The organism is Ruegeria sp. CDSB022, from assembly GCF_059611145.1.
Map to the genome: position 1 here is coordinate 1 of NZ_JBXWOZ010000028.1, position 15,635 is coordinate 15,635.

At 55.1% G+C, this 15,635-nt stretch carries 15 protein-coding genes and 3 pseudogenes; 6 read left to right on the forward strand and 12 right to left on the reverse strand.

Going from position 1 to position 15,635, the window contains the following annotated elements:
* The 5 genes and pseudogenes from glyA to AC2FIZ_RS20320 form a co-directional block, all read left to right on the forward strand.
* Positions 1-134: pseudogene (gene glyA, locus AC2FIZ_RS20300) on the forward strand (serine hydroxymethyltransferase); the annotation flags it as partial.
* Between the two features lie 18 nt (positions 135-152).
* On the forward strand, positions 153-1,130 hold the full coding sequence (locus AC2FIZ_RS20305; RefSeq protein WP_142640422.1) for an HpcH/HpaI aldolase/citrate lyase family protein: 978 nt from the start codon (positions 153-155) through the stop codon (positions 1,128-1,130).
* A gap of 7 nt (positions 1,131-1,137) precedes the next feature.
* Positions 1,138-2,421, forward strand: a complete 1,284-nt coding sequence (locus tag AC2FIZ_RS20310; protein ID WP_281996144.1) for a glycerate kinase type-2 family protein — start codon at positions 1,138-1,140, stop codon at positions 2,419-2,421.
* Between the two features lie 769 nt (positions 2,422-3,190).
* Positions 3,191-3,478, forward strand: a complete 288-nt coding sequence (locus AC2FIZ_RS20315) for a transposase (protein ID WP_496791582.1) — start codon at positions 3,191-3,193, stop codon at positions 3,476-3,478.
* A 26-nt stretch (positions 3,479-3,504) separates the two neighbouring features.
* Complete coding sequence (locus AC2FIZ_RS20320) at positions 3,505-4,449, forward strand: DDE-type integrase/transposase/recombinase (RefSeq protein ID WP_496791586.1); 945 nt, start codon at positions 3,505-3,507, stop codon at positions 4,447-4,449.
* A 22-nt stretch (positions 4,450-4,471) separates the two neighbouring features.
* Here the strand turns inward: AC2FIZ_RS20320 and AC2FIZ_RS20325 are convergent, their stop codons facing one another.
* The 11 genes and pseudogenes from AC2FIZ_RS20325 to AC2FIZ_RS20375 form a co-directional block, all read right to left on the reverse strand.
* Positions 4,472-5,461: a HupE/UreJ family protein gene (locus AC2FIZ_RS20325; protein ID WP_496791583.1), complete on the reverse strand. Its 990-nt coding sequence runs from the start codon at positions 5,459-5,461 to the stop codon at positions 4,472-4,474.
* Positions 5,458-6,288, reverse strand: a complete 831-nt coding sequence (locus AC2FIZ_RS20330; RefSeq protein ID WP_496791584.1) for a peptidyl-prolyl cis-trans isomerase — start codon at positions 6,286-6,288, stop codon at positions 5,458-5,460. Before AC2FIZ_RS20330 ends, AC2FIZ_RS20325 begins: the two co-directional genes overlap by 4 nt.
* A 160-nt stretch (positions 6,289-6,448) precedes the next feature.
* On the reverse strand, positions 6,449-8,371 hold the full coding sequence (locus AC2FIZ_RS20335) for a DUF3604 domain-containing protein (RefSeq protein ID WP_281973986.1): 1,923 nt from the start codon (positions 8,369-8,371) through the stop codon (positions 6,449-6,451).
* 495 nt (positions 8,372-8,866) lie between these two features.
* Positions 8,867-9,700: a methyltransferase domain-containing protein gene (locus AC2FIZ_RS20340; RefSeq protein ID WP_282027940.1), complete on the reverse strand. Its 834-nt coding sequence runs from the start codon at positions 9,698-9,700 to the stop codon at positions 8,867-8,869.
* A 198-nt stretch (positions 9,701-9,898) separates the two neighbouring features.
* Positions 9,899-10,716, reverse strand: a pseudogene (locus tag AC2FIZ_RS20345) (enoyl-CoA hydratase).
* Positions 10,706-11,603: pseudogene (locus AC2FIZ_RS20350) on the reverse strand (MBL fold metallo-hydrolase). Before AC2FIZ_RS20350 ends, AC2FIZ_RS20345 begins: the two co-directional pseudogenes overlap by 11 nt.
* A 3-nt stretch (positions 11,604-11,606) precedes the next feature.
* Positions 11,607-11,837 carry a rhodanese-like domain-containing protein gene (locus AC2FIZ_RS20355; protein ID WP_345742134.1) on the reverse strand — a complete coding sequence of 77 codons (231 nt, stop codon included), beginning with the start codon at positions 11,835-11,837 and terminating at the stop codon, positions 11,607-11,609.
* Positions 11,838-11,852: 15 nt separating this feature from the next.
* Positions 11,853-11,996, reverse strand: coding sequence for a hypothetical protein (locus tag AC2FIZ_RS20360; protein WP_334223335.1), 144 nt, complete (start codon positions 11,994-11,996; stop codon positions 11,853-11,855).
* Positions 11,997-12,118: 122 nt separating this feature from the next.
* A complete protein-coding gene (locus AC2FIZ_RS20365; RefSeq protein WP_142640390.1) occupies positions 12,119-12,583 on the reverse strand; it encodes a CoA-binding protein in 465 nt (154 codons plus the stop codon).
* Positions 12,584-12,952 (reverse strand): 2Fe-2S iron-sulfur cluster-binding protein, encoded by a 369-nt coding sequence (locus AC2FIZ_RS20370; RefSeq protein WP_281996140.1) that lies wholly within the window; start codon positions 12,950-12,952, stop codon positions 12,584-12,586.
* The gene (locus AC2FIZ_RS20375) at positions 12,949-14,304 is read right to left on the reverse strand and encodes a selenium-binding family protein (RefSeq protein ID WP_281996139.1); all 1,356 of its coding nucleotides are present in this window, start codon (positions 14,302-14,304) and stop codon (positions 12,949-12,951) included. Before AC2FIZ_RS20375 ends, AC2FIZ_RS20370 begins: the two co-directional genes overlap by 4 nt.
* A gap of 72 nt (positions 14,305-14,376) precedes the next feature.
* On the opposite strand from AC2FIZ_RS20375, the gene AC2FIZ_RS20380 reads away from it, so the two are divergent.
* Entirely contained in the window at positions 14,377-15,138 is a 762-nt protein-coding gene (locus AC2FIZ_RS20380) for an IclR family transcriptional regulator (RefSeq protein ID WP_281996138.1), read from the forward strand.
* Positions 15,139-15,352: 214 nt separating this feature from the next.
* Here AC2FIZ_RS20380 and AC2FIZ_RS20385 read toward each other — a convergent pair.
* On the reverse strand, positions 15,353-15,635 hold a 283-nt coding region (locus tag AC2FIZ_RS20385), incomplete at its 5' end, for an SOS response-associated peptidase family protein (RefSeq protein WP_345741771.1).

The window sequence follows — 15,635 nt, forward strand, 5'->3', positions numbered from 1 at the left end:
TCGCCGACTGGATCATCGAAGTGGTCGACGGTCTGGCCGCAAATGGCGAGGACGGTAACGGTGAGGTCGAGGCCAAAGTCAAAACCGAAGTCGCAAACCTCTGCGCCAGATTCCCTATCTATCCAAACTTGTAAACTGAAGGACACCAACCCATGAGCTTTCATTCCATCGAACAGGCTCCTGCCCGCCTAAACCGTAGCGAACTCGCCGTGCCTGGCAGCCAACCCGGAATGTTCGAAAAGGCCGCACAATCGGACGTGGATGTCATCTTCCTTGATCTGGAGGACGCCGTCGCGCCGGACGAGAAAGAACAGGCCCGCAAAAACATCATTGAGGCTCTGAACGACATCGACTGGGGCAGCAAGACCATGTCGGTACGCATCAACGGGCTCGACACGCATTACATGTACCGCGATGTGGTGGATGTGGTTGAACAGGCTGGCGAACGACTTGATCTGATCATGATCCCCAAGGTCGGCACCGCGGCAGATGTCTATGCCGTCGACATGATGGTCACGCAAATCGAGGATGCAAAGGGGTACAAAAAGCGCATCGGATTCGAGCATATCATCGAAACTGCGTTGGGGATGCAGAACGTCAGTGAGATCGCGGCGGCGTCGAAACGTAACGAAAGCCTGCATTTCGGCGTAGCCGACTATGCCGCCTCGACCCGCGCGCGGACGACTATTATCGGCGGTGTTAACCCGGATTATTCCGTTCTGACTGACGCCGATACGGACGGAGGACGCCTGACCCATTGGGGAGATATGTGGCACTATGCGCTTGCCCGCATGGTTGTGGCTGCCCGCGCCAATGGTTTGCGCCCGATCGACGGCCCTTTTGGAGACTTCCAAGACCCGGACGGCTACAAAGCCGCCGCAAAGCGCGCGGCAGTATTAGGCTGCGAGGGCAAATGGGCCATCCATCCCAGCCAGATTTCACTGGCAAACGATGTTATGTCGCCGGGCGACGCCGAAGTCACCAAGGCACAACGCATTCTCGAAGCAATGGCCGAAGCCGAAGCAGCGGGAAAGGGAGCTGTTTCGTTGGATGGCCGCCTGATCGACTATGCTTCGATCCGTCAAGCTGAAGTTATGGTTGAAAAGGCCCGTCAAATCGCAGCAGCATGATCGCCTCATGACTTTACAATCGTCCATGTCTCAACGCGATTGTGCCGCCAACATATTTGCCGAAGCCATAGCCGCGGCAGATCCGGCGGTATCCCTGAGCAGACGGCTGCAATCAGCCCCATTGCCTGCGCCCAAACAGGGTGGGCGCAGCATCCTGATCGCGATTGGCAAAGCGGCCCCAGCCATGATGGCGGAAGCCTTGCAAAACGTTCAGGGTGATCATGTCGCTCTGGCCGTGACCCATTCCGAAAACCAAGCGGTCGTACCCGGTGCAACTGTGTTGAACAGTGCACACCCCGTTCCGGACGAACGGGGCCTCAAAGCCGGTCGCCAGATCATTGATCTGCTCAGCGCAGCACGCGAGCAAGATCAGATCATAGCGCTGATCTCTGGCGGGGGATCGGCCCTTGTTCCGGCACCTGTGGACGGATTGTCCCTATCGGATAAGATTGTGGTCAACGAGCTCTTGTTGTCTTCCGGATTGGACATCGTGCACATGAACCTGGTGCGCCAGCATCTGAGCCAGCTCAAGGGCGGAGGGTTTCTGCGACACGGTTCACCTGCACCGGTCACAGCCTATATTCTGTCGGATGTGATCGGAGATGACCTGCGTGCCGTTGCCAGCGGCCCCACTTCTCCACCCATCGGAACCCAAGCCGATGCCCGCAGGATCTGCATTGGGGCTGGCATCTGGAAGCGTCTTCCCCAATCCGTGCGGGACCATCTAGAACACAGCGTTCCTGAACAGACGATAGCAGTTGAAGCGACAAATCATCTGATCGGGTCGAACACGATAAGCCTTGAGGCTGCGCATCGCTGTGCGGCGCAGTTTTGTCGGGCTGAAATTGCCTCCAAAGCACTGACAGGAGACGTGTCCGACGCTGCACGTCAGATTCTGCAAGCGGCCCGTTCTGTGGCTTCCGACCGCCCGGTCGCTCTGCTTTTCGGAGGGGAGACAACCGTCCGGCTGCTGGGTGCGGGTCTTGGTGGGCGCAATCAGGAACTAGCGCTGCGCGTCGCCCAACTGGCGCAAGGGGAAGCTATTCCCGGCAACTGGATTTTCCTCAGCGGTGGAACAGATGGCCGTGATGGTCCGACCCCCGCAGCGGGTGCGATTGTGGATGTGGGAACATTCGACCGTATCCGCGATGCGGGGCAAAATCCGTCCACGCTGTTAGCAAACAACGACAGTCACCGGGCATTGGGACTATCGGGTGATCTTCTGATGACTGGTGCGACCGGAACCAATGTTGCAGATATCCAAGTATTGCTGCTTGGACCTGATGCTTGAGCGCGCGCTAAGCTTGGCGGGCATCAAGGTTGATATAGCGTCAGAGATGTCGAATTGGAGAGTCATGCCTGAATCCGTCGAGAAAGGTCCGATTCATGCGATAGTCTGATTTCAAAGCCATAAAAGAGGCGTTTGTTCCAATGTCACAGGCGATGTTTTAGGCTCTGACGGAGGGATATAGGCATTATTTTTTGCGGAATGTTTGGCGTTGATCGGCGTGTAAGCATTTGTAATTTTCGTTCTAAAGCTGATTTTTGGAGTAGGGTTTGAACCTTTGGCCTTCAGGACATGGTCCTGACGAGGTGAGATCGTGCAGCAAACAGTCCGGTGGGCTGTTTGTAGATCCGACGGGCGGTTCTGTTGTATTTGGTTGCGGGAGGGCGCAAACGCCGTTGTCGAACGCAGTTAAAATGCGTGATGAAAGCGTATTCTTTTTGAAAGAAGACGTTCCTCTCAATACACTTGTATGACCGCATTGAGCCCAAAGCAGCCGAATTGAAATCGCGACCTTCGCTCATTCAGCAAAACGAGCGCATTAGACACGCGCTGCATCGCAACCTAACATGCGGCCGTTGGTCGTGGCCGCAACGATGTCGGAAAGGCCTATGGCCGAGTTGCGGACGAGGTCGACTGCCGAAATCGATCTATAAAATGCTATTTGCCAGCAACTGATTGCAATAATTTTCCGGTCTCAAGACGAGTAAATCGCGAGGGTGTCTTTGCCCCCTAAAATTGGGCCACTACTTTGGCCGAGAAGGGGGAACAAGAGATGGCTCGGAAGCGATACTCGGACGAAGACATTCTGAAGCTGCTGCGTGAGATTGAACTGAAGCTGGCAGATGGCGACGATGTTCGGACAGCCTGTCGTGGTGTTGGTGTCAGCGATGCGACCTACTACAATTGGCGGCGTCGGTTCGGTGGCATGGGCCAGTCGCAACTGTCGGAGTTGCGCAGCCTGGAGAAAGAAAATGCCCGGCTGAAGAAGATCGTGGCCGAACTGGAACTGGACAAGCTGATCCTCAAAGAAAGTCTGAACTACCTAAAACCGAGGGCCTGACGACGAGCCAACTTCGTCAGGCCGTCATTCATGCTCGCCAGAAGCTTGGCACATCAGAGCGTCGCACCTGCAAGGTGGTCGGCCTTGCACGCAGCTCCATGCAATACCAGGCCGTAGAGAAGAACGATGATGCTCTTCGACTGGCCATGATCCGTCTGGCCAAGAGCTATGGCCGGTATGGCTACCGTAAGGTGGCGCAGCTGCTTCGGGTTGAGGGCTGGCGTGTCAATCACAAGAAGGTAGAACGGCTGTGGCGGGAGGAAGGTCTGCAACTCCCGCAGCGGCACAAGAAGAAGCGTCGCCTGTACCACAAGGACAGTTCGATCATTCGGCTCCGACCGACGCATCCCAACCATGTCTGGAGCGTCGATTTCGTTCACGACAAGCTGAGCAATGGGCGGAGCTACAAGATGCTCACGGTTCTGGATGAATACACCCGCCAGGCGCTTGCAGTGGAAGCTCGGACCCGCATGGGTTCTGAAGATGTGCTGGAGGTTCTCTACGGGCTGTTCCTGCGCCACGGAAAGCCTGATTTCGTTCGAAGCGATAACGGCCCAGAGTTCTCTTCACGAGCAACCCAGAGTTGGCTCGAGAAGGTCGGTGTGAACCCGATCCGGATCTACCCGGGGCTCTCCCTGGGAGAACGGATACAACGAGAGGTTCAATGGAACGCTCCGCCGCGAGGTTCTCAATTCCGAATGGTTCACAACGACCAAGCAGACACAGATCGTGATCAATTGCTGGCTCAGGCAATACAACCACACCCGACCCCATCAGGCCCTCAACATGCGCCCACCAGTCCCCGAAACTCTAGTCCGAAATGGCCCAGAACATGGGGGCTAGACAACAAACGTTGGGCATACGACGAAGTGGGCTTTTGTGCGCAGGCGCATTCTGCGCGGTTGCACCTGCACCCGGTCGAATTGCGCGCTTTGCAATCGAGTTATCCTTTGAGCCGTTCTACCACCTGAACCAACACCAAGGCAAAGCGCTTCAGAACCCACTTATGCGTTCTATGAGCCAGTACATCGATACCGACCCGATGCCATAGGCTGTAATCACAGTCGCCCTTTGGCTAACTGGACGTGCCATCAATCGCCAGATCGCGACAAGAAGTGCCAAGGCCCCGACAAAACTCAACTGGCCGGCCTCGACGCCCAGGTTGAAGGCAAGCAAGGCTGCAGGAATATCGTTTGAGGGTAGTCCGATATCGGCCAAAGCGCCTGCAAAACCAAGGCCATGCAAAAGCCCAAACCCGAAACAAACGACCCAGGGCTTCTGCTTTGAAAGTCGGAAACGCCCGTCGCCAACCTTAACAATTTCCATCGCCAGAAAAACAATAGAAAGCGCAATGATGGCCTCGACCGGCGGACCAGGGACATTCAGAAAACCAAGCGTTGCCAATGCCAGTGTTATTGAATGCGCCAGTGTGAATGCTGTGACTGCTCCCACCAGTCTCCGCGGATCGCGGACAAGAACAAACAACGCGAAGACAAACAGCAGATGATCCCAACCTTCCAGTATGTGTTCAAAACCCAACTGGAAATACGCGGTGAAAACAGACCATGTGGTCTGTTCAGAAGGTATGTTCTGAACGGCTGTCTCTGGTGTGAACCGAAGCGTCGTGGGCTCAGCCTGCAGGGGCTGCACTCGGACCAATACGTCGTTCTTTTGAACCTCCAGACCTTCTATCTGGATGGGTTGGCCCGCAATATCCCCGCGGCACTCGATAACCCAGGAAGAAACCCATGCTCTGCCATCGGAAATTGGGGTAGGGCCGCGCGCCGGGGTGCAACCATCCGGCGCCATGACATCAATCGCCATGGGTTGACCATTCACATCGGGTTTTCGCCAATGAACGCTCCAGGTGTCCGATGTGATTTGGCGAATTTCCAAGTACCCCGGATCAAGCGCATGCGCCGAGGCATTTCCTGCAACCCACGCAATCAGCAAGGCAAACAGTAGGCCAAATACAGCTTTCATTTGGTTTGACCTGAGAGAGCGGGCACTATGATCTCATAGTTGGCAGCAAGAATCTCATATTGCGCTTGCGCCAGATCTTCGCTCATCACGCGACGCCAATCCCGCAGCACGGCATCGTGAATTTCTGACAATGGGGGTATTTGACTAGGTTCGATGTCTTGCACCTGAACCAGATGGACCCCGTAACCCGACTGGATCGGGCCAGCCCACTGACCTTTATCCAATGTTGTAAGACCCTTGGAAAAGCCAGATCCAAAGACCGAGTCTATCACTCTGGTCGCAGTCAAGGGCATAGATGCGGGCAGCAGTGTCGAGGCGCCCAGGTCGGAAACCTCATCTCCCGCGCGCAGGGCGGCCAAGACCCCCTCGATTTCAGCTTTGTTTGGCTCCTCACCAATAAAGACCTGAATGAAGGCCAGCTTGCTGGGCGCCGCATAGCGCTCCGAGTTGTTTTGCAAAAAGGCCTCTAAATCTTCGTCTTCCGGAACAACAGACGTGGCGATCGCTTCGGTCAGGAAATCCATTTTTTGACTGAGACGAGACCGGATCACAGAGTCTCCGCGATCAAGGCCAAGCTTTCTGGCTTCTCTGACCAGTACCTCTTCGCGAATTGTTGCATCAGTCAAAGCTTGCAGCTCGGCACCGCTTGGGCGCCGTTTCCACCGTGCTTCAAACTGATCAGACAAAAGCGCGATATCGTTTTCGTCGATTGTTATTGTCACAAAATCTTCGACAGTCTCGTTTTCCGGCGCAACTATTTGGAACCAAATGAAAATAGCTGCTCCAATCAGGAAGAAATGGAACAGGGGTTCTTTCAATATTCGCATGAAGGCTCCTGCATGAAACGCGCTCCGGTTTTACGTATCGATGCTGACATCAGTCGATTGAGCATTGCAAGAAAATCAACGCTACGCACAAATCAATCGTCTGGTGAATGGGCCGAGGTAAAGGCTTCTACCTCGGTTGCCAACGCCGTGATCGGCAGTGTTACTCTGCCGGTGTATACCAAATCGGGGAAGAGTAAGCGCGTTCCTGATGTGTGAGCACCGCGTCTTCGGGCAATTCGGCGCCAAATCTCAGCTTATCGTAAAGGATCCAACGCGGTGTTGGAATTTCGATCGCACGTACGTAATAAAATGCGCGTGCATTTGGATCGAATTCAGGATCAGACCAAACGGTTACAAGTTCGGCAGTTCCAATCGTGTTGGTCCAACTGGCGGTTTCAACATCAACTGTGTTTCCAACCGCAGGGATCTTGCCGTTTTGGTCAGCAACACGGTTGTCCGACCACGCCACATCGTAAACCTTTTCCTGCAAGGCCCCTTCAGAATCCAGCCAACCCTTTACCACCTGCACGCGATCCAGATTGGCACCAACCGGGTCGCGTAGTGCAGCGATCAGGAATGCGGGCGCACCTTCACCCTCGCGAGGTCGCAGATCCGAGCCCATCGGAACACCTTTGGTGTAGCCCACATCAGCAAGGAAGCGTGTTTCAACATCCGCGTCACTGAAACCCCAACCGCCAAAGAACCGCAGACCGATCCGAGGTCCGGTGGTTGCATAGGTTTCGCGTCGCTTGAACGCATCGAAGATTGCAGCGCGAGTATTATCGGTCGCCCAAACTGCCGTGTATCCCGATGCGACAAGAAGGTCGCCAGGAATTTCGCCAAGGTCATTGGCGATGAAAGGATGCTTTATTCTCGTGGCCGATGGTTCAACGCTGACGGATTTTCCAAAGAAGTTGTCTTCTTCGGCAGTCGCCAGAGACGTATGGCTGTCCGTTGCTCCGCCCATGCCGAACTTATATGGGTTAACGCCGAACTTTTCTTCTAACAACAAACCGCGCTTCAAAGCTTCTCGGGCGTATTCGCCAGCCAGCATGTCATCGGTTTTCAACTCGGTTATGTCGAGGTTGCCGACGTCCCAGTTTTCGTAATCCGCGAATTCATCATCGGGGCTCAGGAAGGGGTGCGCTTCGCCGTCGCCCTTGATCTGCGTGACTTCATAGTGGGGTTCCCATTTCGCGCGGGCGGCCACATATTCCTCGTCTACCTTGCCACCGTGATAGGTGTCTTCGGTCGGGAACATCCATCCGTTCGAAAGGTTGCCATTATGGGCGAAAGCTACCGCCCGACCGCCCGTTTTTTCTTGATAGTCTTCCAGCCATGCATATAGCGCCTTTGGGTCGGTATCACCAAAGGGTGGTTGCGTGACCGGCGGCACCATCTGAAGCGCCCTGATCGGCCCATCACGCAGCATGACGTTTCGGTGCAGGTTGAAACCCTTGGGTACAGAGGTCCACTCGAATCCGATGAACGCTGTGAAATTGCCGGGGTCGTTATGTTCTTCCGCAGCCAGAACGATTTGCTCCCATGTAAAAGCAAAAGCGTCAGCGCCCGGGCTGTAAGATTCCAGAAGAACTTCTGGCAGGGTCATTTGCGCAAAGTTGGTGATGATGTCGAATGCCGCTTTGCCAGCCTCTTCGCCGCCTGCCTTGTAACCTTCGTACCATTCCAAACCTTTTGGATCGGCAAGAATGCCCGGCTTGCCAGCCTGAAGGTCCGGGGCAAATCCCATTAGGTCAGTGTGATCCGTGAGAACCATCCAGTCCAGAGGCCGGGCCAGTCTCACTGGTTGACCCGTGGAAGAAATGACCTGTTCGCCTTTTGCAAAGCGCCAAGCTTCATCGGGTAACAGTGTGTTCCCGAAAGCACCTGCATCCAGCGAAAGTCCGGTGTGAAGATGCGAGTCTCCCCACAGCGGGCGCTCAGGGAAAGTCCGGTTCGCATATGGTGAATACGGCTGCTTTGAGAACAAGCCTTCCGCCGCTTCTTCGCTAGGAACAGCGTCGGCAAAGACCGTCGATGATGCCAGCCCCAGTGAGATAGAATAAACAAAAGCTCGAAGCATATAGACCTCCCAACTCAAGATCGCCCGGTGGTGCCCGTGACTTACATCTCAAGAATTAATATTCCTATTTCTCTATATAACATCAATTTTCCATTTGTGGGAATACTCAGCTCTCGGCTTTGTCACGATGATGCAAGTAGGAGTGTGGCTGCCGAAGTTGGTCTGAAAATGACTCGATAAGTCATAGCCTCGATTGTTGGGCTCAACATTGAGAACAGAAGCTTTGGAGAAATTGCGGTTTGAATTGGCGAATGTCCATCGTGAGCCATGTATGCACTTTAGCAAAGTCGGCATAGCTGCGCTTAGATGACATTCTTGGCTATCGCGGTCTGGATCATTTTGGGCTCTCCTTAAACCTATGCCGCGACTTGCACCGAGGGCCGCTCTGGTACGAAACGACTTTTGCGGCACGCGTGTGAGCAGACAAAACGCGGGACAATCCGGACACTTGGATGAATGGCGACGACGCGCATTTCAGCACATCGTTCCGATCGGCTAGGCAACGACCGCCGAGGTCACGACAGACGGAATTGGCACGTCCCATTCAGGACCCGCACCGTGCTTTGCCAGAACTTTGGCCACAACCGCCGCTCGGATTGCGGCCGAATTCGTTGTAGGTTGAGGGCGCAAAAGGGCGCCACCTCGGGCCGTTCCTTCAAGAAAGAAATCGAACGGTGCGCCCGGATCACTAACCTGCCATTTCGACGCGACGAAGGTTTGATGGCAATCTGAAAAACCGGCCTTGGCGAGTACGGGAAAGGCGATAGTCGGATCGGCATAATCATTTGCCCCGGGACCCGGTGGCAAGGCAATCTCTGGCAACCCGTGTTCCTCAATGGCGCCAAAAACATACCCCAGTGCAGTGTCAACTTCGGGCCCGCACCACACCGAATACGCCAGCCGACCGCCGTCGCGCAAAACACGGCGAACTTCTGCCAACACTTTCGGGGGGTCCGGCATATTCGGCATTCCAAAGCCAATTGTTACAGCGTCAAACGTATTGTCTTCAAAGCTCAAGGCCACCGCATCGCCTTCAACGAACTGAGCCTGTGGCACCGCCAGCCGCGCCATCTCAAGCATGGCGGGTGAGAAATCAAGGCCCGTTACGCGAGCACCTGTGTTGAAAAGGCCTGCGGATACATTGCCATGTCCGCAGCACAAATCGAGCACACGAGTGTCCGGTCCAGCACAAACCGCAGCGACCAGGTGTGGGACAACCATGTCCGCCGCCTTGGCAAACACCTCGGCATAGGACTGTGCCACATCGCACTTGGCCCATTCGCGCCTTTCGAGGGCGGCAAATGTGTCCTGTTCCTGATTGTCAGGCATCCAACATCTCCTCAATCGCCACGTTTTGGAGGACCGCCGAAAGGGGCAAATTGTCAAGTTCGCCAAGTGAAATGGGCATTCGCCGTCATTTGCGGATAGGTTGCTTTGGGTGCACGCGCTCGACGCGTTTGAGGATCGAAACCGGTGACAGGGAGGTGTGGTTCGCTGCATTACGGGCAAGTTCCGGGCCCTCGTAGATCATTCCCCGGTCCATTCAGGCATCGGTTCTTTGCGGGTGAAGGCCCCGATACCGGCCTCGGCATCTTTGGCCATCATGTTTTCCACCATCGTGCGACCGGCAAAGGCGTAGGCCTCTTCCAGCGGCATTTCGAGCTGTTCGTAATAGGCACGCTTGCCGATCTTGACGGCGGACGGCGATTTGTCGGCAATGATCCAAGCCATTTCTGTGGATGCCGCTTCCAGTTCCGCCAAGGGCACCACGCGGTTGACCAACCCCATTTCGGCGACGCGGGCTGCGGGCAAGAATTCCCCAAAAGCAACATTTCCATCGCCAGCTTGCGCGGCACATTGCGCGAAAGCGCGACCATCGGGGTTGAGCAAAATAGCCCGATATTCACGCCCGATGTTGCGAAAGTTGCGTTGTCGGCGGCCACCGCCAGATCACAGGACGCAACAAGCTGACACCCCGCCGCTGTGGCAATCCCTTTGACCTCGGCGATTACAGGTTGCGGCAAGCGCACCACCCGAAGCATCATCGCCGAACACGTCGCAAACAGGTCTTGGAAATACTGAAACCCACCGTCGGCATCCGCCCGGCGCGCCGACATTTCTTTGAGGTTATGACCCGCGCAAAAGTGATTGCCGCCGGTACGCAAGATCACTGCTTTGACACTGCGATCTTCTGCGATTTCGTCAAATGTGTCAGACAGAGCGCGTAGCATCGCCTCTGACAACGCATTAATCGACTTGGGCGCGTTCAGAGTCAGAACGGTAACGCCATCGATGTCAGCCCGCAGGATCAAATCATCGTTTTGCATTTCGCCCTCATAGGCCATTGAGTGGAACTTTCAGCATAGGTGCGCCGCTTTCGTCGCACGGGATTTCGCCGGCCCGCATATTCACTTGCAGGGACGGTATGATCAGTTTGGGCATCGCCAGCTGCGCGTCACGCTCCGTCCGGAACTTGATGAAATCTTCGCGCGATTTGCCAGCACCCACATGGATGTTGTCGGCACGTTGCTGGCCAATTGTGGCCTCCCACGCGATGGCGCGCCCACCGGGGCCATAGTCGTGGCAGATGAACAGGCGCATCTCGCCCGGCAGGCTCAGCACGGTTTGGATAGAATCGTAAAGCTGCCCTGCATCACCACCCGGAAAGTCTGCGCGGGCTGAGCCGCCGTCAGGCATAAAGAGCGTGTCACCGGCAAAGGCGGCGTCGCCAATCACATGCACCATGCAGGCTGGTGTGTGGCCCGGCGTGGCAATCACAAAGGCCGTCATTTCGCCAATGGTGTAGGTGTCACCATCCTCGAACAAAGCATCAAACTGCGACCCGTCGCGTTGAAATTCCGTGCCTTCGTTGAAGATTTTGCCGAAGGTGTCCTGAATTTCGATGATGCCTGCACCAACGCCAATTTTGCCACCCAGCCTATCCTGAATTTAGGGTGCAGCAGACAGGTGATCGGCATGGACATGGGTTTCAATGATCCACTCCACCGACAAGCCTTGTGACTGGATGGCGTCGATCAAAGCGATCGGCACTGTCGTAAGTGATCCGCCCGGCGGCGTAATCCATATCCAGAACGCTGTCGATTATTGCACAGGCGTTAGATGCGGGGTCTTTCACGACATAAGAAATCGTGTTGCAGGCAGGATCAAAGAACCCTTCGACACTAGGCTTTGCTGCCATATTGAGATTTGGGAAATTTGTTGAAGGTTCCATGATTTATTCCAGCGCGCCCCCGGCCTTTTTCCAGGCGCCAACGCCTCCGGTCAGGTTCACAACGGGCGACAGTCCCATATCCATGGCCACCACCGCCGCCATGGCAGAACGCCCACCCGATGCGCAATAGAACACGTAAGTCTTATCTTGACTGAACTCCGGCTTGTGCGCAGGACTTTCCGGGTCGATGTGGAATTCCATCATGCCGCGCGACGATGCGACAGCACCCTCAATGACGCCGGTTTTGGCCTATTCCGTACCATCGCGCTGATCGACAAAAACGTGATCGAGCGAGCCTACCAAGGCCAATGCCTCTTCGGCACTGATCGCAGGCACCGCTTTCGTGGCCACCTTTACGATGTCTTTCGCGCTTTTGGTGATCGTCTGAGCCATGTTTGGTTTCCTTTTTCGATTGGTTTTGAGCCAGTCCAATAGTGCGTCGAGCGGCCAATTTATGGCACCGCTACAGCCGTATGCGCAGGCAGAGGCCACATGAGTTTCTGTGCCGCTCTCAGTCAAATTGCGAGATCAAGACGGGGCTTCCAGAACGGGCGGAACAGCTCGATCTTGGGGCAGCGGTTCATCACCACCTTCAGCCCCGCTTCTTCGGCAAGCGCGGCCGCGCGGTCATCATAAACGCCGATTTGGCCCCAAAGCACCTTGGCGCCGATTGCAATGGCTTTCTCGGTGATCGCGTAAAGTTCCTCTTTCGGGCGGAAGACCTCGACCATATCCACGGGCCGGTCGATCTCTTCCAGCGAATGAACGACAGGTATGCCGCGAATTTCGATCAGCTTTGGGTTTGGATTGACAGGGATCATGTCATAGCCCGTTTCGTGCAGCACACGCAGCACGCCATAGCTGAACTTGGTCTTGTCGCCACTGGCCCCCACCATCGCAATGGTTTTGACCGAACGCAGGATGTCCGCCAGATATTCGGGCGCGTAATCATACAGGTGATCGATGTCAGCTTCGGGCATTTAAGCCTCCTTAGGGGTCGCGATATCCGCCTTCAGCTCATGCGGCTCCAGCGGATCAAGGAAGGGGTTGCGATAAAGTTTGTCGTGGCTTTCGACGCCGATTTCCAATATGCAATCGCTCACCGCGCGGGCCACACACAGCAGAACATAGCCATTGTTGATCTGGCGATTGTTCAACGCCACTTGCCTGCGCTGATCCACTTCGCCAGCGGTCAGTTTGGCCGCACAGGTGATGCAGCCGCCGTATTTGCAGCCATAGGGCAGATCGACACCCTGTTCGCGCAAAGAGTCCAGCAACGGACGGCGGGCGTCGACCTGATAGGTCGCATCATCGCGGTTGGCGATTGTGATTGTGCGGGTTTCGCTCACAGCCAGATGTCGCTTGTACAATCGCCACCGGGATAGCGGGTTTCATGGCAGCGGCTTGGTCCGTTTGGCTCTTTGCCAAAATCAACAACGAAATCTTCGTTGATTTTCATACCGCCGTTTTCGACATCACAGTCGATCATCAGCATGACACCGCCCTGGGTGCGAATTTCCGGATAGAACTGGTTGTCCCAGGTCGAGAACAGCGAGGTCGTGACATAAAGCCGTTTGCCATCAAGCGAGAGCTGATACATTTGCGGCCCGCCTGCCACTTTGACGCCATTGACCTCGGGCGCTTTGCCCAAAAGCCCGCCCATCCAAACCTGCCCGGTCAAAACAGGATTATGCGGGTCAGAGATGTCGTACTGGCGCATATCGCCGTGCAACCAGTTATTGAGGTAAAGGTATTTGTCGTCCATCGATACAAGGATGGCCGACATCACACCGGGCACGGGAATAGGCCATTCGGGATGCGGTTCATTCTCCACATCAATGATCTTTTCCCATTCCCATTTCCCAGCTTCGGACTTCCAGAAATGGATGACATTGGCGCTAAGCGCGGCACCGCAGAACCCATGTGTACTGTCAGGATCATGCAGAAACTTTACCTCCAGCGGGATCAGGCCGTCTTCACCGAGATACATCGTCTCGACCGGCACCTTTTTCTCAAAATCCCAGATGTGCAGGCGGCGACCGTATTTCAGGTGGCCCACTTCTTCCAAATCAAACCCTGGCATGAATGTGTTGGGTGCGGCCCATTCGGAACTGACCATCACGTTATGGCGCGGCTGGTACCAGAAGTCATAACCAAACGGGATATCGCCCATTGAGTTTTCCCAACGACCAACGATCTCGAATTCTTTGTTGAGGTGCAGATAACCACCGGGCGCTTCGCCCTGTGCGTCACCTAAGAAGGAAATGATGATCTCAGAGCCCAAACAATGCACGGTGTGTGGGCCGCTCAGATTGGTTTTTGACTTGATCTCGGCCCCGTCAATCACCTTATGAAGGCGTGGAGCAAACGGGTCCGTCGCGGTGTCGATCACATGGATATTGTTGGACCGCACGCCTGGCACCAGCAGGTATTTACGGCTCATGCCAGCGTCGTCGTGGCAGGAAGAACAGGCATTCCAGCCCATGTGATGCAATTCATCCCCGATGCCGGGCATCTCTAAGCGATGGATGACTTGTGAATAGGTCGGGCTTTCCGGGTCGGCGTCCACGGTGGCTAGGTAGTCCGGCTTTTGAATGCCGGTGCCGGTGTAGATGGCAATTGTGTACAAGAGTTTTTCACGCGGCGCTTTGATCGCCTCGGCAGGGCTTGCATACCCCGGGCCACAACATGCTCCGTCCATCTTCACATTCCTCCCTTGCGATCATTTGAAGATTCTCGTAAATCGATAAAAAGATTCTCGCAAGGTAAAAATATGCATCTGGAACGCCTGACATTCATCCTCGAAGTTGTTGGACAAAAGGGCGAGACTACAGTGGCCGAGATTTGCGCTCATTCTGACCTGCCTAAGCCGTCTGCCTACCGGTTGGTGCAGGACCTCGTCGGTGTTGGTCTACTGGAACCTGTTGCCCGTGGTACATTCACAATCGGCTCCCGCCTGAAGCGGATCACGAAAAGTGACCACTCTGATCGTGCACTGCTAGAGGTGATTGCGCCTGCGCTAAAGCAAGCCGCTAAACAATATGGCACCGCATTTTTCCTGTCCCGTCTGCGCGGAAAATCCGTGGAAATTATTCACGTTGAAACACCTGACACTGGGGTCTCCTATCTCCATCCAGGTTTGGGGAAACGACCCTTGCATGCCTGTTCCTGCTCTAAGGCCGTTGCTGCATTCTCACCCGACTTGTTTTTGACCAGCGAAATGGAAGGCCAGCTGCGCGCCTACACCGAATTCACCCTGACAAACGTGCAGGACTTGGAAGCCGAGTTTGACACCATTCGCAAGCGCGGCTTCGCAGAATGCGTGGAAGAGATTGAGCGCGGCATGTGTTCGGTGGCAGCTCCCCTTGCGCCAAGCGGGCCAGGTTCCACGATGTCCATCGGTGCAACCGGATCGGTACGGGTCTTTACGCCAACGTTCCGCGAAAAACTTGGTCCCCAGATCTCCCATATTGCGCGTGAAATGTCTGCAAATTTGGGTTGGGACGCGGCGCAGGATGCCAAAATATCAGGCTAACTTTTAGGTGGTCTTCGAATGTGGGCCTCTTCTAAATCTGATCTGAACTGACCTCCGCTCCACACAAACAAAAATGCAACGCCGAACGTTCGAACGTCTCGCAGCATTCAGAAGAATGGGCTCGGTGCAGTCATCTGACAAAAATCGTCGGATGTCCAAGGCGCGATCGTAGGCGGACATTCATTGATCGGAACTCGCTAAAAAACCATGCCGTTCAAAGACTAGTGTCAGACATTTCTCCTGCGCCCGATTTGACGATATCCATCTCATCTGAGGCATAGGGTTTAAGCAGTTCAAAGGCCTCCGCAGCGCTGCCAACCAACCAGACCTCATAGTCACAAGGATGGAGTATGACCCGCATTCTCTGCGGATGTATCGGACGCACAATGTCATTCGCTGAGGTGGTTAACTTCGCCGCGTTTGCTTCCACGGTGCTTTCAGTTGTGATGGCGCAACGCAAAAGCCCGCTCGGGCGCGGTGTGTAATATATTGATATT